25 protein-coding genes and 2 pseudogenes are annotated in these 25,527 nt (G+C 47.4%); 13 read left to right on the plus strand and 14 right to left on the minus strand.

Annotated features, from left to right (window positions below; translation table 11 throughout):
• Nucleotides 1–61 precede the first annotated feature (61 nt).
• The 10 genes from X965_RS08820 to X965_RS08870 all read right to left on the minus strand — a co-directional run bounded on the left by X965_RS08820 (nucleotide 62) and on the right by X965_RS08870 (nucleotide 7,368).
• Complete coding sequence (locus X965_RS08820; protein WP_015422796.1) at nucleotides 62–550, minus strand: GNAT family N-acetyltransferase; 489 nt, start codon at nucleotides 548–550, stop codon at nucleotides 62–64.
• A gap of 68 nt (nucleotides 551–618) precedes the next feature.
• Nucleotides 619–840, minus strand: coding sequence for a YdcH family protein (locus X965_RS08825; protein WP_004239807.1), 222 nt, complete (start codon nucleotides 838–840; stop codon nucleotides 619–621).
• Between the two features lie 153 nt (nucleotides 841–993).
• On the minus strand, nucleotides 994–1,377 hold the full coding sequence (locus X965_RS08830; protein WP_015422797.1) for a hypothetical protein: 384 nt from the start codon (nucleotides 1,375–1,377) through the stop codon (nucleotides 994–996).
• 440 nt (nucleotides 1,378–1,817) lie between these two features.
• Nucleotides 1,818–2,126, minus strand: coding sequence for a DUF3088 family protein (locus X965_RS08835; RefSeq protein WP_036417820.1), 309 nt, complete (start codon nucleotides 2,124–2,126; stop codon nucleotides 1,818–1,820).
• 330 nt (nucleotides 2,127–2,456) lie between these two features.
• On the minus strand, nucleotides 2,457–3,029 hold the full coding sequence (locus X965_RS08845; RefSeq protein ID WP_015422798.1) for an alpha/beta hydrolase: 573 nt from the start codon (nucleotides 3,027–3,029) through the stop codon (nucleotides 2,457–2,459).
• A 101-nt stretch (nucleotides 3,030–3,130) separates the two neighbouring features.
• The gene (locus X965_RS08850; protein ID WP_036417788.1) at nucleotides 3,131–3,844 is read right to left on the minus strand and encodes a substrate-binding domain-containing protein; all 714 of its coding nucleotides are present in this window, start codon (nucleotides 3,842–3,844) and stop codon (nucleotides 3,131–3,133) included.
• Complete coding sequence (locus X965_RS08855; protein WP_036417790.1) at nucleotides 3,844–4,890, minus strand: ABC transporter substrate-binding protein; 1,047 nt, start codon at nucleotides 4,888–4,890, stop codon at nucleotides 3,844–3,846. Before X965_RS08855 ends, X965_RS08850 begins: the two co-directional genes overlap by 1 nt.
• A gap of 290 nt (nucleotides 4,891–5,180) precedes the next feature.
• Complete coding sequence (locus X965_RS08860) at nucleotides 5,181–5,537, minus strand: MmcQ/YjbR family DNA-binding protein (RefSeq protein WP_004235029.1); 357 nt, start codon at nucleotides 5,535–5,537, stop codon at nucleotides 5,181–5,183.
• 229 nt (nucleotides 5,538–5,766) lie between these two features.
• A complete protein-coding gene (locus tag X965_RS08865) occupies nucleotides 5,767–6,039 on the minus strand; it encodes a helix-turn-helix domain-containing protein (RefSeq protein ID WP_051997327.1) in 273 nt (90 codons plus the stop codon).
• Nucleotides 6,040–6,519: 480 nt separating this feature from the next.
• On the minus strand, nucleotides 6,520–7,368 hold the full coding sequence (locus tag X965_RS08870; RefSeq protein ID WP_032098665.1) for an SDR family oxidoreductase: 849 nt from the start codon (nucleotides 7,366–7,368) through the stop codon (nucleotides 6,520–6,522).
• Nucleotides 7,369–7,457: 89 nt separating this feature from the next.
• On the opposite strand from X965_RS08870, the gene X965_RS08875 reads away from it, so the two are divergent.
• The 5 genes and pseudogenes from X965_RS08875 to X965_RS08895 all read left to right on the plus strand — a co-directional run bounded on the left by X965_RS08875 (nucleotide 7,458) and on the right by X965_RS08895 (nucleotide 11,658).
• Complete coding sequence (locus X965_RS08875) at nucleotides 7,458–7,838, plus strand: helix-turn-helix domain-containing protein (protein ID WP_004239793.1); 381 nt, start codon at nucleotides 7,458–7,460, stop codon at nucleotides 7,836–7,838.
• A gap of 64 nt (nucleotides 7,839–7,902) precedes the next feature.
• Nucleotides 7,903–8,370, plus strand: a pseudogene (locus X965_RS08880) (tyrosine-type recombinase/integrase); the annotation flags it as partial.
• Nucleotides 8,371–8,409: 39 nt separating this feature from the next.
• Nucleotides 8,410–9,084, plus strand: a pseudogene (locus X965_RS08885) (IS3 family transposase); the annotation flags it as partial.
• Nucleotides 9,085–9,265: 181 nt separating this feature from the next.
• Nucleotides 9,266–10,357, plus strand: coding sequence for a nucleoid-associated protein (locus X965_RS08890; protein ID WP_051997329.1), 1,092 nt, complete (start codon nucleotides 9,266–9,268; stop codon nucleotides 10,355–10,357).
• Nucleotides 10,358–10,362: 5 nt separating this feature from the next.
• The gene (locus tag X965_RS08895; RefSeq protein WP_036417792.1) at nucleotides 10,363–11,658 is read left to right on the plus strand and encodes a hypothetical protein; all 1,296 of its coding nucleotides are present in this window, start codon (nucleotides 10,363–10,365) and stop codon (nucleotides 11,656–11,658) included.
• Between the two features lie 385 nt (nucleotides 11,659–12,043).
• Here the strand turns inward: X965_RS08895 and icd are convergent, their stop codons facing one another.
• Nucleotides 12,044–13,297 (minus strand): NADP-dependent isocitrate dehydrogenase, encoded by a 1,254-nt coding sequence (icd, locus tag X965_RS08900; RefSeq protein ID WP_036417795.1) that lies wholly within the window; start codon nucleotides 13,295–13,297, stop codon nucleotides 12,044–12,046.
• Nucleotides 13,298–13,437: 140 nt separating this feature from the next.
• Between icd and rluE the strand changes: the two genes are divergently transcribed.
• From rluE to X965_RS08940, 8 genes are all read left to right on the plus strand, one after another.
• Nucleotides 13,438–14,127: a 23S rRNA pseudouridine(2457) synthase RluE gene (gene rluE / locus X965_RS08905; protein ID WP_036417797.1), complete on the plus strand. Its 690-nt coding sequence runs from the start codon at nucleotides 13,438–13,440 to the stop codon at nucleotides 14,125–14,127.
• A complete protein-coding gene (locus X965_RS08910; protein ID WP_036417826.1) occupies nucleotides 14,081–14,545 on the plus strand; it encodes an NUDIX domain-containing protein in 465 nt (154 codons plus the stop codon). Before rluE ends, X965_RS08910 begins: the two co-directional genes overlap by 47 nt.
• A 170-nt stretch (nucleotides 14,546–14,715) precedes the next feature.
• Nucleotides 14,716–15,819: a tRNA 2-thiouridine(34) synthase MnmA gene (gene mnmA, locus X965_RS08915; RefSeq protein ID WP_004238115.1), complete on the plus strand. Its 1,104-nt coding sequence runs from the start codon at nucleotides 14,716–14,718 to the stop codon at nucleotides 15,817–15,819.
• A gap of 2 nt (nucleotides 15,820–15,821) precedes the next feature.
• Nucleotides 15,822–16,451, plus strand: coding sequence for a high frequency lysogenization protein HflD (gene hflD / locus X965_RS08920; RefSeq protein WP_004238114.1), 630 nt, complete (start codon nucleotides 15,822–15,824; stop codon nucleotides 16,449–16,451).
• A gap of 21 nt (nucleotides 16,452–16,472) precedes the next feature.
• Entirely contained in the window at nucleotides 16,473–17,840 is a 1,368-nt protein-coding gene (gene purB / locus X965_RS08925; RefSeq protein ID WP_004238113.1) for an adenylosuccinate lyase, read from the plus strand.
• 174 nt (nucleotides 17,841–18,014) lie between these two features.
• Nucleotides 18,015–18,689: a two-component system response regulator PhoP gene (phoP, locus tag X965_RS08930; protein WP_032098669.1), complete on the plus strand. Its 675-nt coding sequence runs from the start codon at nucleotides 18,015–18,017 to the stop codon at nucleotides 18,687–18,689.
• A gap of 32 nt (nucleotides 18,690–18,721) precedes the next feature.
• Nucleotides 18,722–20,191, plus strand: coding sequence for a two-component system sensor histidine kinase PhoQ (gene phoQ, locus X965_RS08935; protein ID WP_032098670.1), 1,470 nt, complete (start codon nucleotides 18,722–18,724; stop codon nucleotides 20,189–20,191).
• 112 nt (nucleotides 20,192–20,303) lie between these two features.
• Nucleotides 20,304–21,425 (plus strand): cupin domain-containing protein, encoded by a 1,122-nt coding sequence (locus X965_RS08940; protein ID WP_036417799.1) that lies wholly within the window; start codon nucleotides 20,304–20,306, stop codon nucleotides 21,423–21,425.
• Nucleotides 21,426–21,486: 61 nt separating this feature from the next.
• Here the strand turns inward: X965_RS08940 and X965_RS08945 are convergent, their stop codons facing one another.
• From X965_RS08945 to X965_RS08955, 3 genes are all read right to left on the minus strand, one after another.
• Complete coding sequence (locus tag X965_RS08945; RefSeq protein WP_225806424.1) at nucleotides 21,487–22,398, minus strand: fimbrial protein; 912 nt, start codon at nucleotides 22,396–22,398, stop codon at nucleotides 21,487–21,489.
• A 151-nt stretch (nucleotides 22,399–22,549) separates the two neighbouring features.
• On the minus strand, nucleotides 22,550–24,952 hold the full coding sequence (locus X965_RS08950; RefSeq protein WP_036417828.1) for a fimbria/pilus outer membrane usher protein: 2,403 nt from the start codon (nucleotides 24,950–24,952) through the stop codon (nucleotides 22,550–22,552).
• Between the two features lie 7 nt (nucleotides 24,953–24,959).
• The coding region (locus tag X965_RS08955) for a molecular chaperone (RefSeq protein ID WP_036417830.1) at nucleotides 24,960–25,527 on the minus strand (568 nt) is incomplete at its 5' end.

Genomic DNA, 25,527 nt, shown 5'->3' on the forward strand with positions numbered 1-25,527 from the left:
TATAGTCACTAATACGTAAAAACAGGAAATAAAAACCGGAAAAGATAAAATTCACTGATATTCAGCGGCCAATCATCAGTAAGTAAGGGGTATTATCACAGATAAAATGACCGGCTTCTTTCATACCGGATTTCAGATGTGCACGAACCGAACGTTCATTATCCTGGTTAATAAAGGCAACCGGTTTTCCGCTGTTTTCCGCACATAGCCGCTGATACAGCGCCGGTAAGATTCCCTGCCCGCGATAATCTGCCCCAATACAGACCGGGCCGTAAAACCAGTTATTTTCCAGTAACTCACCGAATTGCTGTGAAATCACCGCGGTCACCGGCGATATTTGTGCGGACTGCACCGGAAAACTGAACACCACCCCGGCAATCACGTCACCATCCTGCGCAATAATCACCGTCAGTGCATGCGCAAACATATTTTCAACTTTCTTCAGGGGATATTCCCCCAGCAATCCGCCCTGCCGTGACTGAGCATTCTCCTGTAATAATGCCGCCACCTGCCCGCAATCTGTATTAACCATCTGCCGGTAACAAATCATGTTTCCTCCTCTTTTTTGTCCCTGTAAACAAAAAGCCACCGGATTAACCGATGGCATATTAAGGAAATTCAGTCATCTTCCGGCGGATCTTTAAGAAGCTGGTGGATTTCTTCTTTCAGGCGTAATTTCTGTTTTTTCAGCTCCACCACTTCCTCACTGTAGCCGCTTCTGTCCGATTTTTCCAGACGGGCAATTTCATGATCGAGTTGGTTGTGTTTATCAAACAGCGTGCGAAACTGATGACTATTCTGGCGAAGATGGGAGATCAAATCACGGTATTCCGGAAACATAACAACTTACCTCCTGTCAGTGACTATAGTGCCATCATCTGCGATTTCAGTTCGCAAATCAAAGGCCGGATTTAAAAAATTTGACATAGGTTTGCGGTTTAATACCGTATCCGTTTTGCATGAAGATTATGCAGCGACCGACCGGACAACAAATCAAGGGGTTATTGTTAAGGTCATACTGGCTGATGGTTTTACTTCATAGAGCTGTTTTTCACTATTCCAGACAAATTCCGGCGATGCATACTGGCCATATGCATAAGAAGGAAATTTCGCAGGCTTATAAGAAAAATCACTATCGATACCGGTATTTCTGCTCTCCTTTAATCCGGCTTTAAAAAGTTCATTCTGTTTATTTCGGCTTTTCTCTGCATCCTGTTCAAATTTCGAATGACCGGCAAGCATATAGGTCGGCTTATTCATAAGATTTTCAGGTGTTTTTTTGGTGGCGACGGTTAATTCGGCGTTAGTTTTATTGCCTGCTTCAGCACATCCGACAAGAAGACATAATGACAAATGAGATATAACTACATAATGCATAAGGTTAATTCCTGATAATTTAACCCATGCATTATTACATAAGATTATTTTATATGTAAACACAATGAAAAATAACGATATGTTACCAACTGATAATACCACCTGAGACTAAGTAAAATATAAAATGAATTTCACCACTATTACTTTTATTTGTAAAATAAATAACCTATATTTATCCATTTAATAGATGATTTATTCGCTGAAATAAATCTTTTAATATTTTAATCAGTTATAAGGATTTCCTGTTCCCGCCTGTGAGATTATTGCGGTGCTTATTGGTGCGTTTACTGTTATCTTCGGAACAATGATTTTTATCGGATTATGGTGCTACAGTAAATTCCGTCCTTTAAAAATAACCGTTATTGACTGATGTAAAACCGGATAAGACACAGAAAAAGCCTCACCAGAAGTGAGGCTGATTTCTGGTGTATCGATGACGCTTAAGGATGTTTTGCAGGACATCCGTTTGTCATGGCAAATTCGGCCAGAATACCATCAACGTCATTAATAAAGTTTTGTCCGTCCGCGAAAACTAATACAGGCAATGACTGGTTTTCTTCCCCGATAAGATCCACCAGCAGTTTTCTTGGTTTATCAAAATCAATATAAACAACATCTGTTGATTCACGCAATTCAGGATTCGTGGCAAGAACGCCTTCTAACAGCGTGCAGTCAGGGCAAAGAAAGAGACTACCGGGATAATTTAAGTCAGAAAATCCCATTTTTAAAAGATACAGTGTATTTTTCATGTGTTCCTCCGTTTTGTTATAAAAATAATCTACCATTCATCCGGTGGAAATAATTTCCATAACTCACTCAGATCCAATGAAAAAAAGGATAAATATTCTCTTTCCGCAAAACAGGTTCAGTAGCGTTCAAATACCTCATAATCAGGGCGCTCCCCTCTCATAACAGCCCGCTGCTGTTCATGCACCGGTGCCCTGTCAGCCCTTTTCTGCTCCGCTGTACGTGAATTTTTATGGGGTTGCGGCCAATCCGTTTTGTTGTGCCCGACCTCCGGCCAGGTTGAACATCCTGTCAGCACGACATGAATAATAAGGAATAATATAAATTGCATTTCAGGAAACAGAAAAGACAGTTCTGAATATATTAAGCAGCGCCGAAAACTCAGTATATCCTTCCCTGTCCAAAAAATGTCCGGCGTTATTTTCAATAATAACCTGAGTCTGCAACGACTCCGCCAGCGTTTTCGATGCCTGCGGACTGACCACCCAGTCGTCAGAAGATATGACTGAAATTCGTTTATCAGAAATCTCTGTCAGCTTAGTATAATCCAGAGGATACTGAACATGCGCCTCCAGCTCAGGCAGTGTTTCCTGACTGCAATCAAAACCGGAGACTAAAATATAACCACCCAGTTTTGTCCCTTCCGGAATATGTTCAGTGATATATCGCAGCACCGTAATACAACCAAGACTGTGCCCGACAAAAATTGTATTTTCATCCGCTGTTATATTGTTGCTGATAAGGCATTGCTGCCATTTTTGCGGATCAGGAGAATGCGGTTCCGGCATCGCAGGAACGGCAACTGTGGCACCAAGCAATTCCAGTTCTTTTTTTAACCACGGAAACCAGTTATCTGCCGGTGATGCAGTATAACCATGAACAATAATAACGTTTTTTCCTTTCACTCTCAGCCCCGGTATTCAGGTTGAATTTTCAACATATTGGTTTTATCTGACTGTTTTAATATAACATTTCCCGTCATATTTTTAGCCGTTTTTTAGTTGTTTCAACTAAGAGACACAAAACCATTTTCCATAAAAATCTGTTGTGATTCAGTCTGTAACAGGTAATCAACAAAAGTCTGAGCTATCGGCGACATTAAGGCCATACAATATATTGCTTTGACATTATGCGCCTCCGGGATAGCTATTGTCGCGAGTCCGGGAAGTTCTGACATTTTTTTCTGATAGTGCCGGTAACCAATAAATATATCTGCCTGATGAGAATGAATCAGCCACTGAGACGCCATTTGTCCCGCAGGGATCACCGGGGAATTTTTTCCGCCCACCAGATGCCGTGTACGATTGCGGATATTTTCCGCCAGTTCCGGATCGGCTTTACTGAGTTCAGAATAAAACTGCACCACATAATCCCCACAGGGATCATCAACCGGCGTTGAGGTACCGATAATTAAATCCGGAGCACGCAGTAATTGCTGCCAGTCAGGATATTGTTCAGCTAATTCAATGGTGGTGGTAATTCCTAAGTAATTGGCAATAAAAGGCTCAACCCTGAATGCTGTCTTATTCCGGAATAATGCTTCCGGATGTGCCCGGTCCGCAGACAAAAACAGATCGCACTTTACCCCGGATTCAATTTTTTGCCGCAATAAACCGGCCGGACCAAAATCACAGGTTACCGGCGGTATTTTATTACCGGAATAACGGGCTAAAATGACAGTCAGCGCTCCCCGCAGACTGCCGGCCGCCATAATATGCATTAATGACTGCCCTGATATTGAGTGCGATAGAATTTCTGATACCAGTTATTAACATCAGCATCCACGTCAATATCGGCAAATTTCTGCGGATACAATTTAGCCGCCATCCATAACTCACCGATTGCCATCGCTTCCGGCATCGGATATCCCCAGGCTTTGGCATATTCCGGCATTAAATAAACACGTTTGTTTTTCACTGCATCAATAACCTGCCAGCGGGGGTCGTTATTAATTTCGTCAACAACGCCCGGGTAGCGATCCTGAATAAAAATAACTTCCGGGTTCCAGCTGATAACCTGCTCGAGAGAAACCTGTTTATACCCTTTAATGGTCGCAGCGGCGACATTCATTGCGCCGGCGTGCTGCATCATTAAACCGGTATATTTTCCTGAGCCGTAAGTGGTTAAATCCGGGTTTGCCATATAGGCCCGGACACGCTGACTTTCATGGATATCTTTCAGACGTTGAGTCACACTATTTCTGCTGTCAACGGTTTGTTTAATCAGCTCTTTTGCATTGTCCGGCTTATTAACAATATCACCAATCAGGGTAATCCCTTCTTTCAGCCCGTCATTATAGGCTTGCTCTTCATTATCAAGCTCAGGATTCACATTATTTTTGGCGTGACTGCCGTTGTCTTTCTGCAATGAAATGGCGATAACCGGAATACCCACCTGCGTAATTTTATCGATCATTTCCTGTGGCGCATAATTAGTGACAAAAACCACCTGCGGTTTTAACTGCACCAGACTTTCAAGATTGACGTTTTTCAGATCGCCTACATTGGGCACTTTCACTAATTCAGGTGCCAGCCGTTCATAATTTTGACCGAGCTGCTCACGCCAGTTTCCCATCACGCCCACAATTTTGTCTGTTGCATCCATCTGAACCAGTAAATTCAGTGTCTGATGCTGAAGAACAGCCACGCGCTCAACATGATCATCAATAACAACCTTGCGCCCCAGCTGATCTGTAAACTCCCGCGCCGCCTGGCCGGAGAATGAAAAAATGACAGCAATAAACCCAATCAGATACTTTTTCATCATAATTACCCACTTCAATCGATATATACTTGGTTATATATCGATTGATTTCATGGGTCAACTGTTTCCGGGGGTATTACAGCACCGGAATGCGATATTCTGCATGCCAGTAAATGCCCCGGAAACCAAAAATCTGCCGGGACATAAAAATCAGCAACAAACCGATAAATATCATGATGATCACAACAAAGATTGGATAAAGGTACAAAATGAAAATTTAATATATGGGCTCCGGAATAACGAAACATGCTAACTATCAAGGAATTGCGGAGAGTTTATCCTGTAAATTATCGTTACCAGGTCAGTCTGTAACTATCATCAATTAATGACTTCAGTTCTTCACTACTGAACTCAGCATCCAGTATTATCGTAACCCAGTGTTCTTTGTTCATGTGATACGCAGGATAGATACCATCCTTTAAACGAAGAGAGCCAACCATTTCCGGCGCAGCCTTAACATTAACAATATCCACTACTTTCTCTGCGTCTCCGGCGCCTATTTTATCAGCAGATACTGACATTATGATAGCAAACCATTTGGCATTTCCGCGGTGCCTGAATACCGCATAATCCGGATATTTAATCCACGGATAGTCAGGGGCTGAGCCGTAATTAGTCCGGATATATTCAATCAGATCGTTCTTTTTCATATCAGCACCTTAAGTAAATCATCAATGGCTATGTCAGATACCGATATTACAGCATTTATCATGGCGCTCTGATATACCCTGTTTTTATGCAGTGATATTTTTGTACAAATTAAAACCAGCTCACAATATGTTAAGCTGGCTTTATTATGTATTTGTTCTTCTTAAATAAGAATGATATTCATTTTTTATATGGTAATGAATAACATTTATGATTGTATTTTTTGCATCATCAGATTGCTAAAGGCTCTATATATACAAAGGAGCTTTTTACTGATTCAGTATAATCATTCTGAGTTTCAGGAAACAGAAATTCATAAGACACATGAAATATATTTATTATCTTAAATACAACACTGACATCTATTTTATTAACACCTCGTTCATACCTTGACAACTGCTGCTGTGAGACCCCCAGCATTTTAGCTAACATCTTTGTAGTCAAGCCATTACGGTGTCTTAAGTCGCGGATATTCTGCCCTACAATAAAATTAATATCTTTCATTATGAACCTCCTGATAAACATATATTAAAGGTAAAGCATAATATGCTGACTGACAAACCAAGCTATCAACAAAAAATATACAACTCAGAATAATTATCTAAAAACAAAAGGCATTGACGGAAAAAAATCTTAAATTATTATTTAACGACAAGCAAAAAGACCAATTAACCCCATTAGCCTTAATTATAAACCTAATGCCAAGTATTTATACTTGTTTATATTACGTTTAACTTTTGGCAGGTATATTCGGTTGCAGAAGTCGCAAGTATCCCTTCCGTTAATCAATTTGCCCGGCAATAGCCGGGCTGTTTTTTTTCAGTTGTATCTGCTTTAATAATATCCATCGGTTATCGTGTCTGTTTATCCGACCTGGCAGGTGCCAGTTTGATATACTTTCCCCTCCGCATATCATCCCCGTAGTTTCTTTTTCCCGAAGGTATTTACCACCAGAAAATACTGTGTTCTGTACCGAAAGAGAGATTACAGAATATCTTTGATGCTCTCAGCAAGTGTTGTTGTTGGTCGTCCAATCAGTTTACTCAGAGTATGACTATCATCGAATAATCCTCCTACGGACGCACCAACATCAGAGTCAGCAAGCATTTCAGACAACTCATCAGGCAAGCCCGCATTTTTCAGTGCGGCAACAAAATCAGCCTGACTTAAATTCTGATACACAACATTCTTTCCGCTCTGTTCAGTCAGTTCTTTCGCCAGGTGGCTTAATGTCCGGGCCTCATCTCCGGCAAGCTCATACACCTTACCCGCATGCCCGTCTTCACTGATAACACAGGCGGCAGCCGCCGCATAATCAGCTCTGGCAGCGAAAGCGATTTTGCCTTCTCCGGCCGCACCAATAAAGACACCATGCTCAAGTGCAGCAGGTACACTGGCCAGATAGTTTTCCGTATACCAGCCATTGCGCAGAAGGGCATACCGGATACCGGAATCAGCCAGCATTTTTTCTGTTTCCACATGCTCAGTATGTAAACCCAGCGGAGAGGTGTCGGCATGTAACAAACTGGTGTAAGCAATGAATTTCACATTAGCTGATTTTGCCGCATTAATCACATTACGATGTTGCGTGACACGCTGTCCGATTTCACTGGAAGAAATCAAAAGCAATTTCTCAACCCCCTGTAAGGCCCTGATTAATGATGCTTCATCATTGTAATCAGCCTGACGTACAGAAATTCCTTTCCGGCTCAGGGATGCACCTTTTGCCGGATTACGGACAATCGCCACAATCTGGCCTGCCGGGACTGTTTGCAGCAGATTTTCAATAACATGCTGGCCCAGGAGGCCTGTCGCACCGGTAATTGCAATCATAAGATAGCTCCTTAATGTATCACTTGTGTTTCGTTAACATAACACCTAGACTTACTTAAAGTAAGTACATACAAAAAGGTAAGTGCAACGTGGCAGCTTCAACATTATCCCAACAGTTACGCGACGGTAATTTATTTGCCGCGCAGTGCCCTTCCCGGGAAATTCTTAAACATGTAACAAGCCGCTGGGGGATACTGATTTTAATTTCCCTTCGTGACGGGACACACCGTTTCAGCGATTTACGACGCAAAATCGGCGGAATAAGTGAGAAAATGTTAGCTCAGTCATTACAGGCGCTGGAACAGGATGGCTTCATTAATCGCGTGTCATATCCGGTATTACCGCCCCACGTCGAGTATACACTGACCGATCTTGGTGAACAGATAAGTGAAAAAGTCACCATACTGGCAGACTGGATAGAGATAAATCTTTCGAAAATACTGGCGCAAAAGGAAGATAAAACAGCATAGTGCTTTACACTATTGGTTCCCGGGTCGTCAGACATTATTCCGGACGCTTTGTCCCGTTAAATTTCTGTCCGCTTTTCAGTGGCAGAAAATTTACGATATCCCTTGTAAGGACCATAAATATCCCGGGAATGCCATGTTGCTGGCTGTTGTTACCGGACAGCACCTTGCTATCCCCCTCTCCCTCCGGTGTCAGGCACTCAATATCAGCCTGCGGGATGTGATTGCCGGATGCCGTGATCTGTATGTCAGCAAATATTTAGTCCACCACACACGAAACACATCACAGTCACAGCCCGGCGGCCAGGTAACCGCAAATACCCTGACCACCAATTTTAAAAAAGCCAGGGATAAAACCGATATCGACCGGGGAGAAAGTACGCCAGCGACATTTCATGAAATGCGGTCATTATCGGAGCGTTTATACCGGGAACAGGGAATTAATACCAAAAACCTGTTGGGTCATAAAAACCAGCAGCAAACTGATAAATATCATGATGATCGTGGCAAAGATTGGATAAGGGTGTTGATCTGATATTTTATTGGCCCATAGTTGAACTTGTGTGTCGACCTTCCAGGTTACGGGTTTAAAAAGCTGTTTCAGTTCCTGCGCAGGCAGGGCAACGGGTGGAATCATAAGCGTATTCACCGGATCTATTGTCTGCTGAAGCTGAACTTTAGCCGTAAAGGCAAACAACGTCTGCCTGTGCGTAATCCGGCACCACTGGCAACGCCGGAGGCACTGAATCAGAGCTGGTCGGTTGATTTTATGCATGATGCGTTGATCTGCGGCAGGCGTTTCCGGACGTTCAATATCGTGGATAATTTTAACCGTGAAGCCCTAGCGATAGAAATTGATTTGAATATCCCGGCCCAACGTGTTGTCCGGGTATTGGACAGAATAGTTGCAACACGCGGATACTCGGTGAAAATGCGAATGGATAATGGTCCGGAGCTTATATCACTGACACTCGCACATTGTGCGGAAGAGCATGGAGCAATACTGGAATTTATTAAACCGAGTAAACCGACTCAGAATGCCTTTATCGAACGTTTTAACCGGACATTCCGGACCGAAATACTGGATTTTTATCTGTTCCGGACACAGAATGAAGTACTGGAGATCACGGAACACTGGCTGAGGGAATATAACCGGGAGCGTCCGCATGAATCCCTGAATAATCTGACACCGGAAGAATACCGGTTATTAGCTGAAAATAACGAAATCTCAAAAAGTGTGTGGAACTGAAACGGGTGTACTTACAACAGGGCATCCGCTCTTAAGGTAAGTCCGTGTAAATATCACGATAGTTATAATCCCAACAGATATATAAAACTAAGTCATTAATTATTTAATGACCTAGTTTTATATATACATCCGGCATTATAATACCCGTATAGTTTTTATTACTTCATCATCAGGAAGGAATATGGTTGCATCGCTAGTTGTACTTAACGCTATTGCCGCAGAGGTTAGTAAACAAGATGGTCGTTTTGGCTATGAGTTTGGAGATGTCTGGGACGGAGGCAATGAGCATGCGCTTAATTTTGTTCAAGAGATAGAAGCAAAATTTAGACGTAAAACTAAGACTTATGGCTTCTTAAGTGTGGATACTGGTAGAAATTCGATACCAACAATATTGACTAATTTCAATGCCAATACTGATAGTGCTTTTGAGGACACCACCCAAAGCATGATGGAAAGGCTAAAATCATCATTGAATGAAGATGGTCGCGGTAACACACAAGTCGGTCATATGGTTTTTATTCATTACTGTAATGAAGGTGAAGAAGAAGACTTAGGTCGTTTGCTTGTTGTTATGGTAGACAAGAAAGACGTGTTTGATTTTGGTGCGGGTCTTGTACCTACAAGATTTAAGTCTATTGATGTTGATACGCTGCGACAAGCTGTGTTGTATGATTTGACTCTATTCGATTCAGTCTATCCTGACCATATTGAGGAGCACCAAGATAAAGCTTACCTACGATTTATCTCGGGTCGTTCAAAAGGACAATTTTTCCAAGAAGCTCTTGGCACGAATGACATGATAGATAATACTGTAAGTGTATCCAGTGTTTTTGATGCAGTTGAACAGTTTGGTAAAGAGTTGGGTCTAAGGACTGCTCATATTCGTAAGCTTCGAGATGAAGTTGAGCTATTAATTACCGACAAGAAAGGTAAGCAAGTTAGCGTAAACAGTGTTGCTAGAAAAGTAATTGCGAATCTACCAGATGGCAATGATGAGATAACAGCTGAAGATTTTGTCATGTTCATCAATGAAAATGATTACAAAATCAGTGAAATTTTTGATGTAACACGCGGTCAATTGCAGAAAGCGACTAACATTGAAGGTCAAAAAGGGCAGGATTACTTTTATCGCATTAAAAGAAGTGCTTTGGGGGATGTTGATGATGAGGAAAAGAGCATTAGGTACGATGCCAGAACACGAACTATATATATAGAAGTACAAGATGAAGAGCAGCATCGTGAATTATTGGAAGCATTACCAGATAGGAGTTAAGTCTGATGTATGATTCAAGCCATTTGTTTAGCTCGTTCATCAAGGGTGGTGAGCAAACAGAGTACGACAGAGATATACTGCTTTATGCCTATGAGCTTGATGAGGACATTGCTGAATGCAAGGACTTTGAGCGTTTTGAGAAGGCTCTAAAAGAGGTCAATAGTTCATGTAGTCTGAGAATTGAAGGTGGGAAATTATGCCTTGAATTTGAAGCTGGTAGCGAACACTGGCAAGACGATTTCATGAGCTATTTCTACCCGACCTTAGATAACTTCATGCGAGTGTGCGTTAAAAAAAGGAGCATACCATCTAAGTTCTGTATTCTTGATAGGAAACTATCAGAATCGGATACAGACGACTCCTTATTAAAGAAGGTTATTCAGGTTACTAAGTGGGTGAAGTTGTTGTCTGATATGGCTGACCATATTCAAGATAACAATGTCCTGGTGTTCTTTGTTCATCACAAAGAAGGGAAGACTAAGCCATATCAGATTAATCCGTTCGTTGATCTTCAAGTAATTGAAGAATTGGAACTAGACTGTGATGAGTCTAGATATGAACGTTTGCACGGAAGCTGGCATTTAGAAGATGCTCAGACCAAAGACAGACAAAGTGTCATGTTGGTTTCATTTGCTGAGATTATGTCTTCAATGGAAGATGGAGAAAACCCATTTAAGGTGTTTCTATCAAGTACCAAAAAGTTCCATGATAGGTACTGCGAGAACTATGAAATCTATGTGAATAGATTCACTGTAGATAGTCAGCTTCGAGAGATTGATGAACAGCATTTAAGCTTTATTGGTAAACTACAGGATTTGGTTACATCATTACAAACCAAAGCATTTGCATTGCCTGGTGTTATGGTTGCTATTGGTGCACTTGCAAGGACAAACAACTTCCTAGGAATAGTTGCTATTGTTGTTGGTGTTGTAATGACAAAAATCCTGATAGCAAAGTCTAATGAGCTTCTTCATGAGAACTTAAACCACTTTAAGGACACCTTTGACAGAGCATTAGGTCACTATGTGAAATCTAGAACTGAAGCTGAAGAAGTGAAATCTCATGCAATGGATGCACAGAAAAAGCTTGATACTCAATTAAATAAAGCTAAAGGAAGAGTTGATTTTATCGGTACTATGTCCAACTGGATGCTTGGATTTGGGTTAGTGTTGGCATTTATTATGCTCATATTGGTTTTCAAAACCGACCATCCAGAAGAGGTCAAAGCTATTTGGGATTGGGGAGTAGAAATGTCTAAAATAGTTTGTCACTGGACTAAAGCTAAGCTAGCAACATTATAATCCAAGGTAATTACGTGAATGCACTCCATTAGCGAAAGCATGAGAAAACAGATCTGTTGCACAAAGACTCTAGCTAGCGTTGGGGCATAACTGGGCGCGTCCGCATGAATCCCTGAATAATCTGACACCGGAAGAATACCGGTTATTAGCTGAAAATAACGAAATCTCAAAAAGTGTGTGGAACTGAAACGGGTGTACTACTTACAAAAGTAGCCTCCTATACCTCAAAATCCCACATACATGACCTAAAAACACCATCCAAAACCACACAAATTTCACACCGTTTTGCTAAATCATTTTGCAAACTTTTTGATAACCGTTTCAGACTGAACAATAAAAAACGGGAACTAATCAGTTCCCGTTAACTATTTTACTGTAAACTTAATTACATGTGTTTGATGATTGCGTCACCAAACTCTGAGCATTTCAGGAGTTTAGCGCCGTCCATCAGACGCTCGAAATCGTAAGTGACGGTCTTAGCAGCGATTGCCCCTTCCATTCCTTTAACGATTAAGTCAGCAGCCTCAAACCAGCCCATGTGGCGCAGCATCATCTCAGCGGAGAGGATTTCTGAGCCCGGGTTGACTTTGTCCTGACCGGCGTATTTTGGTGCGGTGCCGTGGGTGGCTTCGAACAGCGCGCATTCATCACCGATGTTCGCGCCCGGTGCGATACCGATACCGCCAACCTGTGCCGCGAGGGCGTCAGAAATGTAGTCGCCGTTGAGGTTCATACAGGCGATAACGTCATATTCTGCCGGACGCAGCAGGATTTGTTGCAGGAACGCATCCGCGATCACGTCTTTGATAATGATCTGTTTGCCGGTTTTCGGGTTTTTCAGGCTTAACCACGGGCCGCCGTCCAGTAACTCGCCGCCGAACTCTTCGCGTGCCAGTTCATATCCCCAGTCTTTGAAGGCACCTTCGGTGAACTTCATAATGTTGCCTTTATGAACCAGGGTGACGGAATCACGGTCGTTATCAATGGCGTAGTTAATCGCTGCGCGGACCAGGCGTTTTGTCCCTTCTTCAGAGCACGGCTTGATACCGATACCGCAATCCTGCGGGAAGCGGATTTTGGTCACACCCATTTCGTCCTGCAGGAACTTAATCACTTTATCAGCTTCCGCAGAACCGGCTTTCCACTCGATACCGGCGTAGATGTCTTCCGCGTTTTCACGGAAAATCACCATATCAGTCAGTTCAGGTTGTTTTACCGGGCTTGGTGTACCGGCGTAGTAACGCACCGGGCGCAGACAAACATACAGATCCAGAATCTGGCGCAGTGCCACGTTCAGGGAGCGGATACCGCCGCCGACCGGAGTGGTCAGAGGGCCTTTGATAGCCACGCGGTAGTCACGGATAAAATCGAGGGTTTCATCCGGCAGCCAGACATCACTGCCATACAGTTTTGTGGATTTCTCACCGGTGTAGATTTCCATCCAGGAGATTTCACGCTTACCGCCGTAGGCTTTTTTTACAGCGGCATCAACAACTTTAATCATTACTGGCGTTACATCAGCCCCGATTCCGTCCCCTTCAATAAACGGGATAACCGGATTGTCCGGAACGATTAATTTGCCTTTTGCGTCAATGGTAATTTTAGCGCCTTTCGCCGGAACAACTACTTTGCTTTCCATCAACCTCTCCTTTATGTAAGCGCAATGCTTTGTTAATTTTTTGTAATGGTCCTGTCAATACTACTTGAATAATCGCATCACGCAAATCCTAACTGTTTTAAGCTATAATGTAAGTCTCATTTTTATGTAAAAAAAAGATAATGACAGGTAAAACCACGAACTCCCGCATCTCCCGAAAGCCGCAATCCCGTCCGGCAGGCGCCCATCCGCGTCAGAAAGCTGCCCGCAAACCCCGGCCGCGCGGTCCGCGCAAAATTATTCTGTTCAATAAACCGTTTGATGTACTGCCGCAGTTTACCGATGAAGCCGGACGCAGCACGCTGAAAGATTACATTCCGGTTACAGATGTGTACGCCGCCGGGCGGTTGGATCGCGACAGCGAAGGGTTACTTATCCTGACCAACGACGGCGCATTGCAGGCATCGCTGACACAGCCGGAGAACAAAGCCCCGAAAGTGTATTATGCTCAGGTGGAAGGTGTGCCGGACGAAAACACGCTGAATCAGTTGCGTAATGGTATCACCCTGAATGATGGCCCGACCCGCCCTGCCGGTGCCGAGCTGGTGGATGAGCCGGACTGGCTGTGGCCGCGTAATCCGCCTATCCGCGAGCGGAAATCGGTACCGGTCAGTTGGCTGAAACTGACACTGCGGGAAGGCCGTAACCGCCAGGTACGCCGGATGACCGCCCATACCGGCCACCCGACCCTGCGTCTGATCCGCGTGCGGATTGGTGATTTTGCCCTTGATACCCTTGCCCCCGGCGAATGGAGAGAAGTGAATGATATTCAGACCTCATGTGACAGTGGCCTGCCTGGTCAGCGCCGGTGAAAAATTTCTGGTGGTGGAAGAAACCGTTAACGGCAAAGCCACCTGGAATCAGCCCGCCGGGCATCTGGAAGCCGGGGAAACCCTGCTTGCCGCCGCAGAGCGCGAGCTGTATGAAGAAACCGGGATCCGTGCTGCTCCCGATGCCCTGCTGAAAATTCATCAGTGGGTTGCACCGGACGGCACACCGTTTATCCGTTTTCTGTTCCGTGTGCTGCTGGAGAGTGAATGTGAGACACACCCGCAGGACAACGATATCGACCGCTGCCACTGGGTCAGTGCGGATGAGATTATTCACAGTCCGATCCTGCGCTCCCCGCTGGTAAAAGAAAGTATGTTTGCCTGGTTTGCCGCCGAACCGCTGCCACTCTCGCTGCTGGGAACGTTCGGGGATGCGTTCGGGGAACCGGTCGCGCCGTAATGCATTGCGGGGAACAGACTGCGGAAAATTCTTTGCGAAAAAAGTGCCGATCCCGCACCTGAATGATGCGCCGCTGTGCGTATCATGGTAAAGTACGGCGCTTGTTTTTTTCCCCGGTTCTTCTTCGCGTCACTGTTTGCGGAGCAGACCGAATCGCCGCGAGATCAGCCATGTCAGATAACAGCCAGAAAAAAGTCATCGTCGGAATGTCCGGCGGTGTGGATTCCTCCGTCTCAGCCTATTTACTGCAACAGCAGGGTTATCAGGTGACCGGGCTGTTTATGAAGAACTGGGAAGAGGACGATGATACCGAATACTGCTCCGCCGCCGCAGATCTTGCGGATGCACAGGCCGTCTGCGATAAACTCGGCATTGAACTGCTGACCATCAACTTCGCGGCGGAATACTGGGATAATGTGTTCGAGCATTTCCTGGAAGAATATAAAGCGGGACGCACGCCGAACCCGGATATTCTGTGCAACAAAGAAATCAAATTCAAAGCCTTCCTGGAATATGCCGCAGAAGATCTCGGGGCGGATTATATCGCCACCGGACATTATGTGCGCCGCCGTGATATCAACGGTACCACGCAGTTACTGCGTGGCCTGGACAGCAATAAAGATCAGAGCTATTTCCTGTATACACTGAGCCACGACCAGGTGGCACAGAGCCTGTTCCCGGTCGGTGAACTGGAAAAACCGGAAGTCCGCCGGATTGCGGAACAATTAGGGCTTATCACCGCGAAGAAAAAAGATTCCACCGGGATCTGCTTTATCGGTGAGCGCAAGTTCCGTGATTTTCTCGCCCGTTATCTGCCCGCCAAACCGGGTCCGATTATGACGGTTGATGGTCAGGAAATCGGTCAGCATGACGGGCTGATGTACCATACCCTCGGCCAGCGCAAAGGGCTGAAAATCGGCGGAACCCGTGAAGGTTCCGACGAGCCGTGGTATGTTGTCGATAAAGATGTTGAAAACAATATTCTGATTGTCGCACAGGGCCATGAACACCCGCGTCTGATGTCTGCAGGGCTTATCGCGCAGCAGCTGGACTGGGTATCGCGGGAGCCGCTGACTCAGCCGATGCGCTGTGTGGTGAAAACCCGTTACCGTCAGGAAGATATTCCCTGTACTGTCACCCCGCTCGGTGATGACAAAATCAGTGTCCGGTTTGATAACCCGGTTGCTGCGGTCACGCCGGGTCAGTCCGCTGTCTTTTATCAGGATGAAGTCTGCCTGGGCGGCGGAGTCATTGAAGCGCGTATTACGGAGTGATTATGGCTAAAAATTACGAAGACATAACCCTCGCCCTGGCCGGGATCTGCCAGGCCGCGCGCCTGGTGCAGCAACTGGCGCATGAAGGTCAGACAGATAATGATGCGGTTGATGTGATGATCAACAGCATCATCAATAATAATCCGTCTTCTGTCCTGAATGTCTACGGCGACAATGTGCAGAACCTGCATACCGGCCTGTCCGCGTTCGCCGGGATGTTCAATATGACCGGCTCTCAGGGGCTGAATGCCGAGCTGACCCGCTATATGCTGGGTGTGATGCTGCTGGAGCGCCGCCTGAACAAAGCGCCGGGCGCGATGGATGAACTCGGCCGCCGTATTGATAATCTTGAACACCAGCGCGACCATTTTGGGCTGTCACAGGAAGCTATGCTTAATACCATCGCTGGTATCTATGTGGACAACATCAGCAGCCTCGGCCCGCGCATCCAGGTAACCGGCTCGCCGGAGATCCTGCGTAACACCCTGATTCAGGCTAAAGTCCGCTCGCTGTTACTGAGCGGGATCCGCAGCGCCGTGCTCTGGCGCCAGGTCGGCGGCAACCGTTTACAGTTGCTGTTTTCCCGTTCACGCCTGGTGGACACTGCCAAATATCTTCTCGCTCAACACTAAAATTACCGGGAGTTGCAACCAATGGAATTATCCTCACTTACCGCCGTTTCCCCTGTCGATGGCCGTTATGGTGACAAAACACGCGCACTGCGCGATATTTTCAGTGAATACGGTTTACTGAAATTCCGTGTACAGGTCGAAGTGCGTTGGTTACAAAAACTGGCGGCGTGTGCAGACATCCCCGAAGTTCCGGCTTTTGATGATGACGCAATCGCTTACCTGGATGCAATTGTCGCGAATTTCAGCGAAAAAGACGCAATGCGGATCAAAGAGATTGAGCGCACCACCAACCACGATGTGAAAGCGGTGGAGTACTTCCTCAAAGAAAAAGCCGAAGCCGTGCCTGCCCTGCACGCGGTGTCTGAATTTATCCATTTCGCCTGCACATCCGAAGATATCAATAACCTCTCTCACGCCCTGATGCTCAGCACCGCCCGTGAAACCGTGCTGCTGCCGGCATGGCGTCAGATGATCGATACTGTCCGTGCCATGGCGGCGGATTACCGCGACCTGCCGCTGCTCTCCCGTACCCACGGGCAGCCTGCAACCCCGAGCACCGTCGGTAAAGAGTTTGCCAACGTCGCTTACCGGATGGAGCGCCAGTACCGCCAGTTACAGCAGACCGAAATCCTCGGCAAAATCAACGGTGCGGTCGGTAACTATAACGCACACTTATCTGCCTATCCGGATATTGACTGGCATAAATTCAGCGGTGACTTTGTGACCTCGCTGGGTATTCAGTGGAACCCGTACACCACACAAATTGAGCCGCACGATTATATCGCTGAGTTTTTTGACTGCGTGGCGCGTTTTAACACCATTCTGATCGATTTCGACCGTGATATCTGGGGTTACATTGCCCTCAATCACTTTAAACAGAAGACGATCGCCGGTGAAATCGGTTCGTCCACCATGCCGCACAAAGTCAACCCGATTGATTTTGAAAACTCAGAAGGTAACCTGGGTCTGGCTAACGCGGTACTCGGCCATCTGGCAACCAAACTGCCGGTGTCCCGCTGGCAGCGCGACCTGACGGACTCCACTGTGCTGCGTAACCTGGGTGTGGGGATCGGTTACTCGCTGATCGCTTATCAGTCCACGCAAAAAGGCCTGAACAAGCTGGAAGTGAACGAAAAACATCTGCGTGATGAACTGGATCAGAACTGGGAAGTACTGGCAGAGCCGATTCAGACCGTGATGCGCCGCTACGGTATCGAAAAACCGTATGAAAAGCTCAAAGAGCTGACCCGCGGCAAGCGTGTTGATGCTCAGGCGATGCAGGTCTTTATCGACGGACTGGAGCTGCCTGACGCAGAAAAAGCCCGGCTGAAAACCCTGACCCCGCAAAACTATCTCGGGGATGCTATCCGTCTGGCAGATGAGTTGTAATTATTAACTCACTGATAATTAATCACACAGAGGCAGAGGATATCTGCCTCTTTTTTTTATGATTAAACGCATATCGCGCGTATTATTTGGCGTACAAGTTCCCTATCCTTCATATAAACTGTTACAATTCACATCGTTTCCTGTTGGGATGTCTGTCTTTGTAAGGAATTATGTATGCGCGTGCTCATCGTGGAAGATAACAATTTACTCCGTCATCATCTGACGGTTCAGCTCCGCGAGCTCGGCCATCAGGTTGATGCGGCGGAAGATTCAAAAGAAGCAGATTATTTTCTTCAGGAAAGTCAGCCGGATATCGCAGTGGTTGACCTCGGTCTGCCCGGCGAGGACGGCATGGTGATGATTGCCCGCTGGCGTCAGCAGCAGGTCAAAATCCCGATTATGGTGCTGACCGCCCGTGAAAGCTGGCAGGAAAAAGTCGCCGCGCTGAATGCCGGGGCGGATGATTATGTCACCAAGCCTTTCCAGCTGGAAGAGATTGTTGCCCGTATGCAGGCACTGATGCGCCGTAACAGCGGCCTCGCCTCCCAGACACTGGAACTGGGCATTTTTGTGATCGATCTTTCCCGCAAAGAATTCCTCGTTGACGGTAATGCCGTCAAACTGACCGCATTTGAATACACCATTATTGAAACACTGATGCGGAATAATGGTAAAGTCGTCAGTAAAGATTCCCTGATGCGCCAGCTCTATCCGGATGCCGAACTGCGTGAAAGCCATACCATTGATGTGCTGATGGGCCGTCTGCGCAAGAAAATCCAGGCATTTACCGATATTGATGCCATCGTCACTGTCCGCGGACAGGGCTACCGTTTCGACGCCGGGAAATAACAGACACGGCTTAAGCCACTGAGGTATTGCGCATGACCAGGCGGACAACGCGCCCTTTCTCTCTGCGGACCCGGTTTTTACTGGCAACGTTTGCCGTGATCCTCGCCATGACGCTCTCTTACGGCGCCGTGGCGCTGGTCGGTTACCTGGTCAGCTTTGATAAAACCACCTACACCATGCTGCGCAGCCAGAGCAATCTGTTCTACAGCCTGTCGCAGTGGGATGACGGAAAACTCAATATCCGTTTTCCGCCGAATTTCTCCCTGAATGCCCCGTCTGTGGTGCTGATTTATGATGACAATCAGAATCTGCTCTGGCGGCAGTATCATATTGACGCGCTGGAGAGAGCCATTCCGGCCAAATGGCTGACCAAAGAGGGGTTGTATGATCTGAATACCTCGCTGGAAGCCACCAAATCCCTGCTGGTCAATACCCCGCTCTTTGCCACGGAAGATATCCGGATTAATGACCTGGATGATGATCACGACGGACGGATGATCCACTCCGTGTCTGTCAGCCGTTACGGCAAAACCGGTACCCTGCCGCCGCTGACGATTGTGGTGGTGGATACCATCCCGCAGAATCTGCAGAAGACCTTCCGTGTCTGGGAATGGTTCGGTTACGTGGTGCTCGCCAACCTGTTTCTGCTCACACCGCTGATCTGGCTGGCCGCACACTGGAGCCTGCGGCCGATTAATGCTCTCAGCGGGCAGATCAGCGCCCTTGAAAAAGGCGAGCGGGAAGATCTGGATGAAACCCCGCCCAGCGAACTGCGCGGACTGGTGCGTAACCTGAACCTGCTGCTGCACAGTGAGCGGGAGCGCTATACCCGCTATCAGCGCACGCTTTCTGATCTGACTCATAGCCTGAAAACCCCGCTGGCAGTGCTGCAGAGTACCCTGCGCTCACTGCGCGGCGGCAAAGATATGACGATTGAAACCGCCGAGCCTGTCATGCTTGAGCAGATCGGACGAATTTCCCAGCAGGTCGGTTATTATCTGCACCGCGCCAGTATCGGCGGTGACAATACCGTGCTGATGCGGGACATTTCCTCCGTTCCGGCGCTGATTGACAGTCTCGCCAGTGCGCTGTCAAAAGTGTATCAGCGCAAGGGCGTGGATATTACCGTCGATATTCCGCCGGATATCACCTGGCTGGGACAGCAGAATGACTTTATGGAAGTCATGGGCAACATTATGGAAAATGCCTGCAAATACTGTCTGGAGTTTGTCGAGGTGACGGCGCAGTGGCAGCATGATGCGGTTATTCTGATTGTCGATGATGATGGTCCGGGTGTGCCGGAGGAGAAACGGGAACTGATTTTCAGCCGCGGTCAGCGGGTTGATACCCTGCGGCCGGGTCAGGGACTGGGGCTGGCAATTGTCACCGATATTCTGGAGCAGTATGACGGCGGCGCAGTTGTCACTGAAAGCCCGCTGGGCGGTGCCCGTATTACTGTGACATTCCGGCGTCAGACTGTTCACGACGAAGACACAGACTGAGAGTCAGTCTGTTGTTGCCGGCAAGTTATAAATATATGCATGAATATAATATGTCTTTTTCCGTTATACTCCCTTCATCTGCCTGATCACGGCGTTTATTGAGGACGAACACATGGATTATGAACTGAATATAGACTGGCAGACCTTTATGGAAAGCCACTGGCAAAAACGTCCGTTACTGATCAAAGGCGGTTTCCGCAATTTCCGCGACACCATTTCCCCGGATGAACTGGCGGGGCTGGCAATGGAAGATGAAATCGACAGCCGTATCGTCACCCGTTTCAGCGGAAAATGGGATGTGCGCCACGGGCCGTTTCAGGAGTTTGACGGGCTGGGCGAGAAAGACTGGTCTATCCTGGTTCAGGCCGTTGATCACTGGCATTTTCCGTCTGCCGCACTGATGAAGCCGTTCCGCTGCCTGTCTGACTGGCGGATGGATGACCTGATGATTTCCTATTCTGTTCCGGGTGGCGGTGTGGGTCCGCATCTGGATCAGTATGATGTGTTTATTATTCAGGGCCAGGGACGCCGCCGCTGGCGTGTCGGGGAAAAAATCCCGATGAAACAGCACGCGCCGCATCCGGATCTGTTACAGGTGGATCCGTTTGATGCCATTATTGATGATGAAATGGTGCCGGGCGATATCCTCTATATTCCGCCGGGATTCCCGCACGAAGGCTATGCCATTGAGGAATCACTGAACTATTCTGTCGGTTTCCGCGCCCCGAATGCCCGCGAACTGTTCAGCGGCTTTGCCGACTATGTGATTGCCAATGAGCTCGGCAGTTACCGCTACAGCGACCCGGATCTGGCGTTCCGTGATAATCCGGCGCTGATTCAGCAGGGCGAACTGGCCAAGCTGCATGGTATGATGCAGGATCTGCTCGACCAGCCGGATGTGTTCCGCAAGTGGTTCGGTGAATTTATTTCCCAGTCCCGCCATGAGCTGGATCTGGCACCGCCGGAGCCGGCATACAGCCCGGATGAAATTCAGGAACTGCTGTCACAGGGGGAATCTCTGTTCCGCCTCAATGGACTGCGGGTACTGCGTGTCGGTGATACCTGTTTCGTTAACGGCGAAGCCCTGAAAACCCCGCATATTGAAGCAGCGGATGTGCTCTGCCAGTATGATGAAGTCACTGCCGAAATGCTGGGAGTTGCCTTCAGCGATCCGGAATTTGTGACCCTGCTGACAGTGCTGATTAATAACGGTTACTGGTATTTTGATGATTAATCCGCAATAAAATTGTATTCATCGTTCAGATAAAAGCGCCGCACCATTATGCGGCGTTTTTTTACTGGTAACGAATGGTGTAATTCAGAATTGTTTCCGCCGTGCCCGGCTCAATAGTATCCCTCGTCTGTATAAAGGCGGCCTGTAACCGCAATACGGCCCGCTGAGTGGTGATTTCATCAAATAAAAGTGGCTCTCCGAAAGTGACCGGCTGCCCCTTATTTGTCAGCCGGACTCCCACACCGGATGCACTGCCGTTTCTCCGCTGTAACTTCAGTGTTCCGGGACTGTTTCTGGCAGTAAATACATTGCCTGTTAACCGGATATCCGCCGTTGTCACATGGCTGCACTGCAGTGCAATAGTCAGGTTACGGATGCTTCCCGGGGCAACAGACCCTTTGCCGCTGAAATCAGTCCGCGATACGACACCTAAATCCACATCTGTTTCTGTTTGTGGATCAAGATCACAGGAATGTTGCCGGACAGTAAATCCGTCCAGATAGATTTTGGTTTCCGGCATACTATACAATCCTGCAGCCCAGTACCCGCCCACACGCATAGCGATTTCACCCAGATAGCCTCCCGGATGGTGAACAGCTATTTCAGGTTCCAGTTTATAGAGTGTCACCGCTGCCCGTACCCGATATGGCTGAGACGGATCCATGCCGCTGCTGATCGTACACAGTCGTTTATTGGCCGTGTTGTTGTCCGGTGAATCACGACCGTCCACATAGCGCGACGATTTCATGCATTCCGGATGCTCCGCCACCGCCCCCAGGCTGTAGCCGATACCACCGGAGAGTTCATAGATAGTGTGTCCCGACGCATTTTGTGTTCTGTTACCCGGCATTCCGCCAACCAGCACAAATTCAATCTCTCTGCCGCTGTCGATCCGGCACTGAGAGACATCAATACTATCCGAAAATATTGTCTCCCCGATAATACCGCCAACCGGTACATTATACGCAGCCATGATATAGCCGGCTGGTATGCGGAGAGTCGTTTCCGGTGTGATAAGTGCACAGGTTTCCCCGGCCGGAGCGGCCGGAATATATCCGGCTGTCAGCCACAGGAAAAAAACTGCCCGGCATAGTGCTCTGATCTGAGTAAGCATTGCTTCTCCTTTACCGGCATATCAGAGGGAGAGTTATCAGTCCCTGCTGATCTTCCGGGACAGTAAAATCCGCCCCGCACTGCTCATGCATTCCTTTCCCCCAGACAGCCTGTAAATGCCCCTGAGCCGGTAACCCGCTGAGATACACTTCCCCGTCCTCACCGGTAATACCGCTGACGCTGCTGCCATCTGCTTTTTTCACCTTCACCCGTGCGGCAAACGGTATCGGGCCTTGTGCAGTCCGCAGTGCATAAATCACGCGATAACCGGTATTCACTGCAAAACGAACCGGCACCAGCGCCCCTTTTGACGGGATCACCTGTACGACCGGATCATCCGCATCCGCATTATCCGGCAGGGTTTCGGGGTCGATACGGATAACATTCTGATGATAATGACTCAGTTGCGGAATAACACTGAACCCCGCACTGTCAGTCTGCGCCGCTGCCCTTGAGGCCACACGGATCCCCCCGGTACCGCCGGTATCTGCCAGCCCGTTGGTTTCACCCAGCGGACGTGACAATGTGATGCCGTCACCGTGAATAATCAGCCCGCCCTGTATATCCCCGTTCAGGGTATTGTGTCCCTGACTGTGATTAATACGTCCCCGGATATCGGCCAGGTCGTGACGCCAGCGCAGCTCCGCCCCGCGGTAATGTGCAGCCCCCTGCTGCTGATAACTGTGTGTAACTGAATACCCGAGACGTTGTTCATCTCCGAGCAAACCATTCACGGATGTTTGCAGAGAAGCCTTTCCTGCCCGCTGGTGGTAATGAAAATGACTGCGGGCTTGTTGTCCGGCAAAATCCAGCGGCACCGACAACGCAACAGACACCCGTTTATCTGCCTTCCGAAAATGCCCGCCTGTACGGTATTGTGCATTCACTCCGTAATGTACCCGGCCGATGTGACCGGAATAGCCGGCATCCCTGTTAATCATCGCCCGGTATACGCGCCCGTCATGGCCTGTGCGGTTATAGTGATAGCCTGCCGACAGCGTACCGTTATCCCCCGGCAGCGGTTGCAGCAACCTGACCTGCCATTGCCTAGATTGTTGCTCATGTGCAGCCCCTGTATTCACCAATGTTCCGGCCAGCGGAAAAAATTTCTGATAATTCAGCCGGTAACGCGGATGCTGCGTTGCTGTTGTATGCCGCATCAGAATATCAGCAGACACCCCGCCTGCCGCGCCCATATTGACACCGGCCCCCACACCGCTGCTCAGAGCGTGTTGTGCTGCATAGCCGCCACCGTACAGTGTGAGGACTGAATTAATGCCGTATGCTGCCGTACTTTTCACAAACAGGTCTTTGTTATTATTTCTGTTTCCTCTGTATTTTCCTGTATCCAGCGTGTAGCTGAGCCGGCCCTCCCGCTGCATAACCGGAACTGAGGTTCCGTGCTGTGTAAAACGCTGTACAGTGCCGTCCGCCTCCTCAATGGTGACATCCAGTTCAGTTCCCTGAAAAGACGTATTCAGATCATCAATAACAAATTCACCGGCAGGTAATGTTTCACGGCGGATAGTCATTCCCTGCTGCCTGATAGTCAGTTCTGCACTCTGACCGGTTATTCCGCGGATAACCGGTGCATAACCCTGCTGATTCAGCGGATACATATCACTTTGTGAAGCCAGCCGGATCCCTCTGAACGCTCGGCTGTCAAACAGCACATCCCCGCTGAACAATTCCCCCAGCTGTAACTCGCTGCGCCGGGAAGCAATGGCACGGTACATCCACAACCGCTCTGACTGCCATGTCAGTTTACCCTCACGGTGTTCCGCCCTGCTGTGATGCCGCAACCGCCAGTCCCCCGCATTAACACCACTTTGCAGCAAAAGAGTATGTCCGGTACGCTGACTGAAGCTGTTACTGTCCCGCGAAAAGCGATAATCATAATTGAGCATAAATGCAGTAATACCCGGTTCCCATAACGAAGCATCTGCGGCCCGCTGTGCTTCTGTCAGAAAAAAACGTTGCGGGATAGTAATATCCAGCGACTGCCGCGCGGAGTCAAAACTCAGCGAGACCCCGCTGACCAGCGCAGTAATATCCGCAACCGGCGCTGTATTTTCTGTTTCTGCAAATGCCGGCGATGCATCCGGCCGTAATCCCCATATCAGCCATTGCCTGCGGTTCACCCATGGCAGCAATCTTTTTTGCTGCGGATGATAACGAAACTCCAGCCACTGACCACTGACTGCCTGCTGATTGACAGTTACAGCCACGAAGTAACGGCCTTCTTCCTGAAATTGCCGTTCCCGCAAATACTGAAACTGTGCAGGATCCATCACCGGATCATCTCCGTCCAGACCAAGCGCCGCCGGATTAAAATAAGGTGCAGCAAAAACGGTTACCGGAGGAAAAACGATCACCACTGCCAGAAGAAAAAAATAAGGTGTTTTCAATTGCATAATAATATTATTTATCAAAAACAACAGGTTTAGAAATAATCCCGCCAAAATCGGAGATGTAGCTTATGGTTATTTCGTCATTACTATGAATAGTTGTTACCGGTACAGTTAATGATTCGAAGGGAACTATCATCTCCGAAACAGTATATTCCTTATTATTAACCAAAATATTTCTGACGGTGATATGAAAAGGTGAGTCATTAATGATTTTTATTCTGTTTCCTTTTCGTTCATACCTCAGTTTATTATAATCAGGCTCAGTTAATCCTGCAGGGCGATAGAATAATTTAAACTTTGAATTAATAACAATCTGAAGTTTATTTTCTCTGTTTTCATCTGTTTCCGGAATGCCTTTTATATTCAGCCAGAGTAATGACTCTCTGTCATCCGGAAATTCTGTTTTTTTCAGCATGACACGCAAAATTCCTTTTTTTCCTGCATCCAGCTGAAAAATAACCGGCGTGAGAATAAAGTCCTTACTTTTCGTCATGCCATCTTTTTTTTCAACCCAGCTCTGAATTAAATAGGCTGATTTTTTATCCGTATTATCAACAGGAATTGTGATCATTTTTTTA

Origin of the sequence: Morganella sp. EGD-HP17, assembly GCF_000512315.2 — a bacterium.
Lineage (GTDB): Bacteria > Pseudomonadota > Gammaproteobacteria > Enterobacterales > Enterobacteriaceae > Morganella > Morganella morganii.

Bases quoted from the DNA above. Each gene is read 5' to 3' on its own strand.
- X965_RS08820 (WP_015422796.1), bottom strand. From the start codon at position 550: ATGATTTGTTACCGGCAGATGGTTAATACAGATTGCGGGCAGGTGGCG.
- X965_RS08825 (WP_004239807.1), bottom strand. From the start codon at position 840: ATGTTTCCGGAATACCGTGATTTGATCTCCCATCTTCGCCAGAATAGT.
- X965_RS08830 (WP_015422797.1), bottom strand. From the start codon at position 1,377: ATGCATTATGTAGTTATATCTCATTTGTCATTATGTCTTCTTGTCGGA.
- X965_RS08835 (WP_036417820.1), bottom strand. From the start codon at position 2,126: ATGAAAAATACACTGTATCTTTTAAAAATGGGATTTTCTGACTTAAAT.
- X965_RS08850 (WP_036417788.1), bottom strand. From the start codon at position 3,844: ATGCATATTATGGCGGCCGGCAGTCTGCGGGGAGCGCTGACTGTCATT.
- X965_RS08855 (WP_036417790.1), bottom strand. From the start codon at position 4,890: ATGATGAAAAAGTATCTGATTGGGTTTATTGCTGTCATTTTTTCATTC.
- X965_RS08860 (WP_004235029.1), bottom strand. From the start codon at position 5,537: ATGAAAAAGAACGATCTGATTGAATATATCCGGACTAATTACGGCTCA.
- X965_RS08865 (WP_051997327.1), bottom strand. From the start codon at position 6,039: ATGAAAGATATTAATTTTATTGTAGGGCAGAATATCCGCGACTTAAGA.
- X965_RS08870 (WP_032098665.1), bottom strand. From the start codon at position 7,368: ATGATTGCAATTACCGGTGCGACAGGCCTCCTGGGCCAGCATGTTATT.
- X965_RS08890 (WP_051997329.1), top strand. From the start codon at position 9,266: ATGGTTGCATCGCTAGTTGTACTTAACGCTATTGCCGCAGAGGTTAGT.
- X965_RS08895 (WP_036417792.1), top strand. From the start codon at position 10,363: ATGTATGATTCAAGCCATTTGTTTAGCTCGTTCATCAAGGGTGGTGAG.
- icd (WP_036417795.1), bottom strand. From the start codon at position 13,297: ATGGAAAGCAAAGTAGTTGTTCCGGCGAAAGGCGCTAAAATTACCATT.
- rluE (WP_036417797.1), top strand. From the start codon at position 13,438: ATGACAGGTAAAACCACGAACTCCCGCATCTCCCGAAAGCCGCAATCC.
- mnmA (WP_004238115.1), top strand. From the start codon at position 14,716: ATGTCAGATAACAGCCAGAAAAAAGTCATCGTCGGAATGTCCGGCGGT.
- hflD (WP_004238114.1), top strand. From the start codon at position 15,822: ATGGCTAAAAATTACGAAGACATAACCCTCGCCCTGGCCGGGATCTGC.
- purB (WP_004238113.1), top strand. From the start codon at position 16,473: ATGGAATTATCCTCACTTACCGCCGTTTCCCCTGTCGATGGCCGTTAT.
- phoP (WP_032098669.1), top strand. From the start codon at position 18,015: ATGCGCGTGCTCATCGTGGAAGATAACAATTTACTCCGTCATCATCTG.
- phoQ (WP_032098670.1), top strand. From the start codon at position 18,722: ATGACCAGGCGGACAACGCGCCCTTTCTCTCTGCGGACCCGGTTTTTA.
- X965_RS08940 (WP_036417799.1), top strand. From the start codon at position 20,304: ATGGATTATGAACTGAATATAGACTGGCAGACCTTTATGGAAAGCCAC.
- X965_RS08945 (WP_225806424.1), bottom strand. From the start codon at position 22,398: ATGGCTGCGTATAATGTACCGGTTGGCGGTATTATCGGGGAGACAATA.
- X965_RS08950 (WP_036417828.1), bottom strand. From the start codon at position 24,952: ATGCAATTGAAAACACCTTATTTTTTTCTTCTGGCAGTGGTGATCGTT.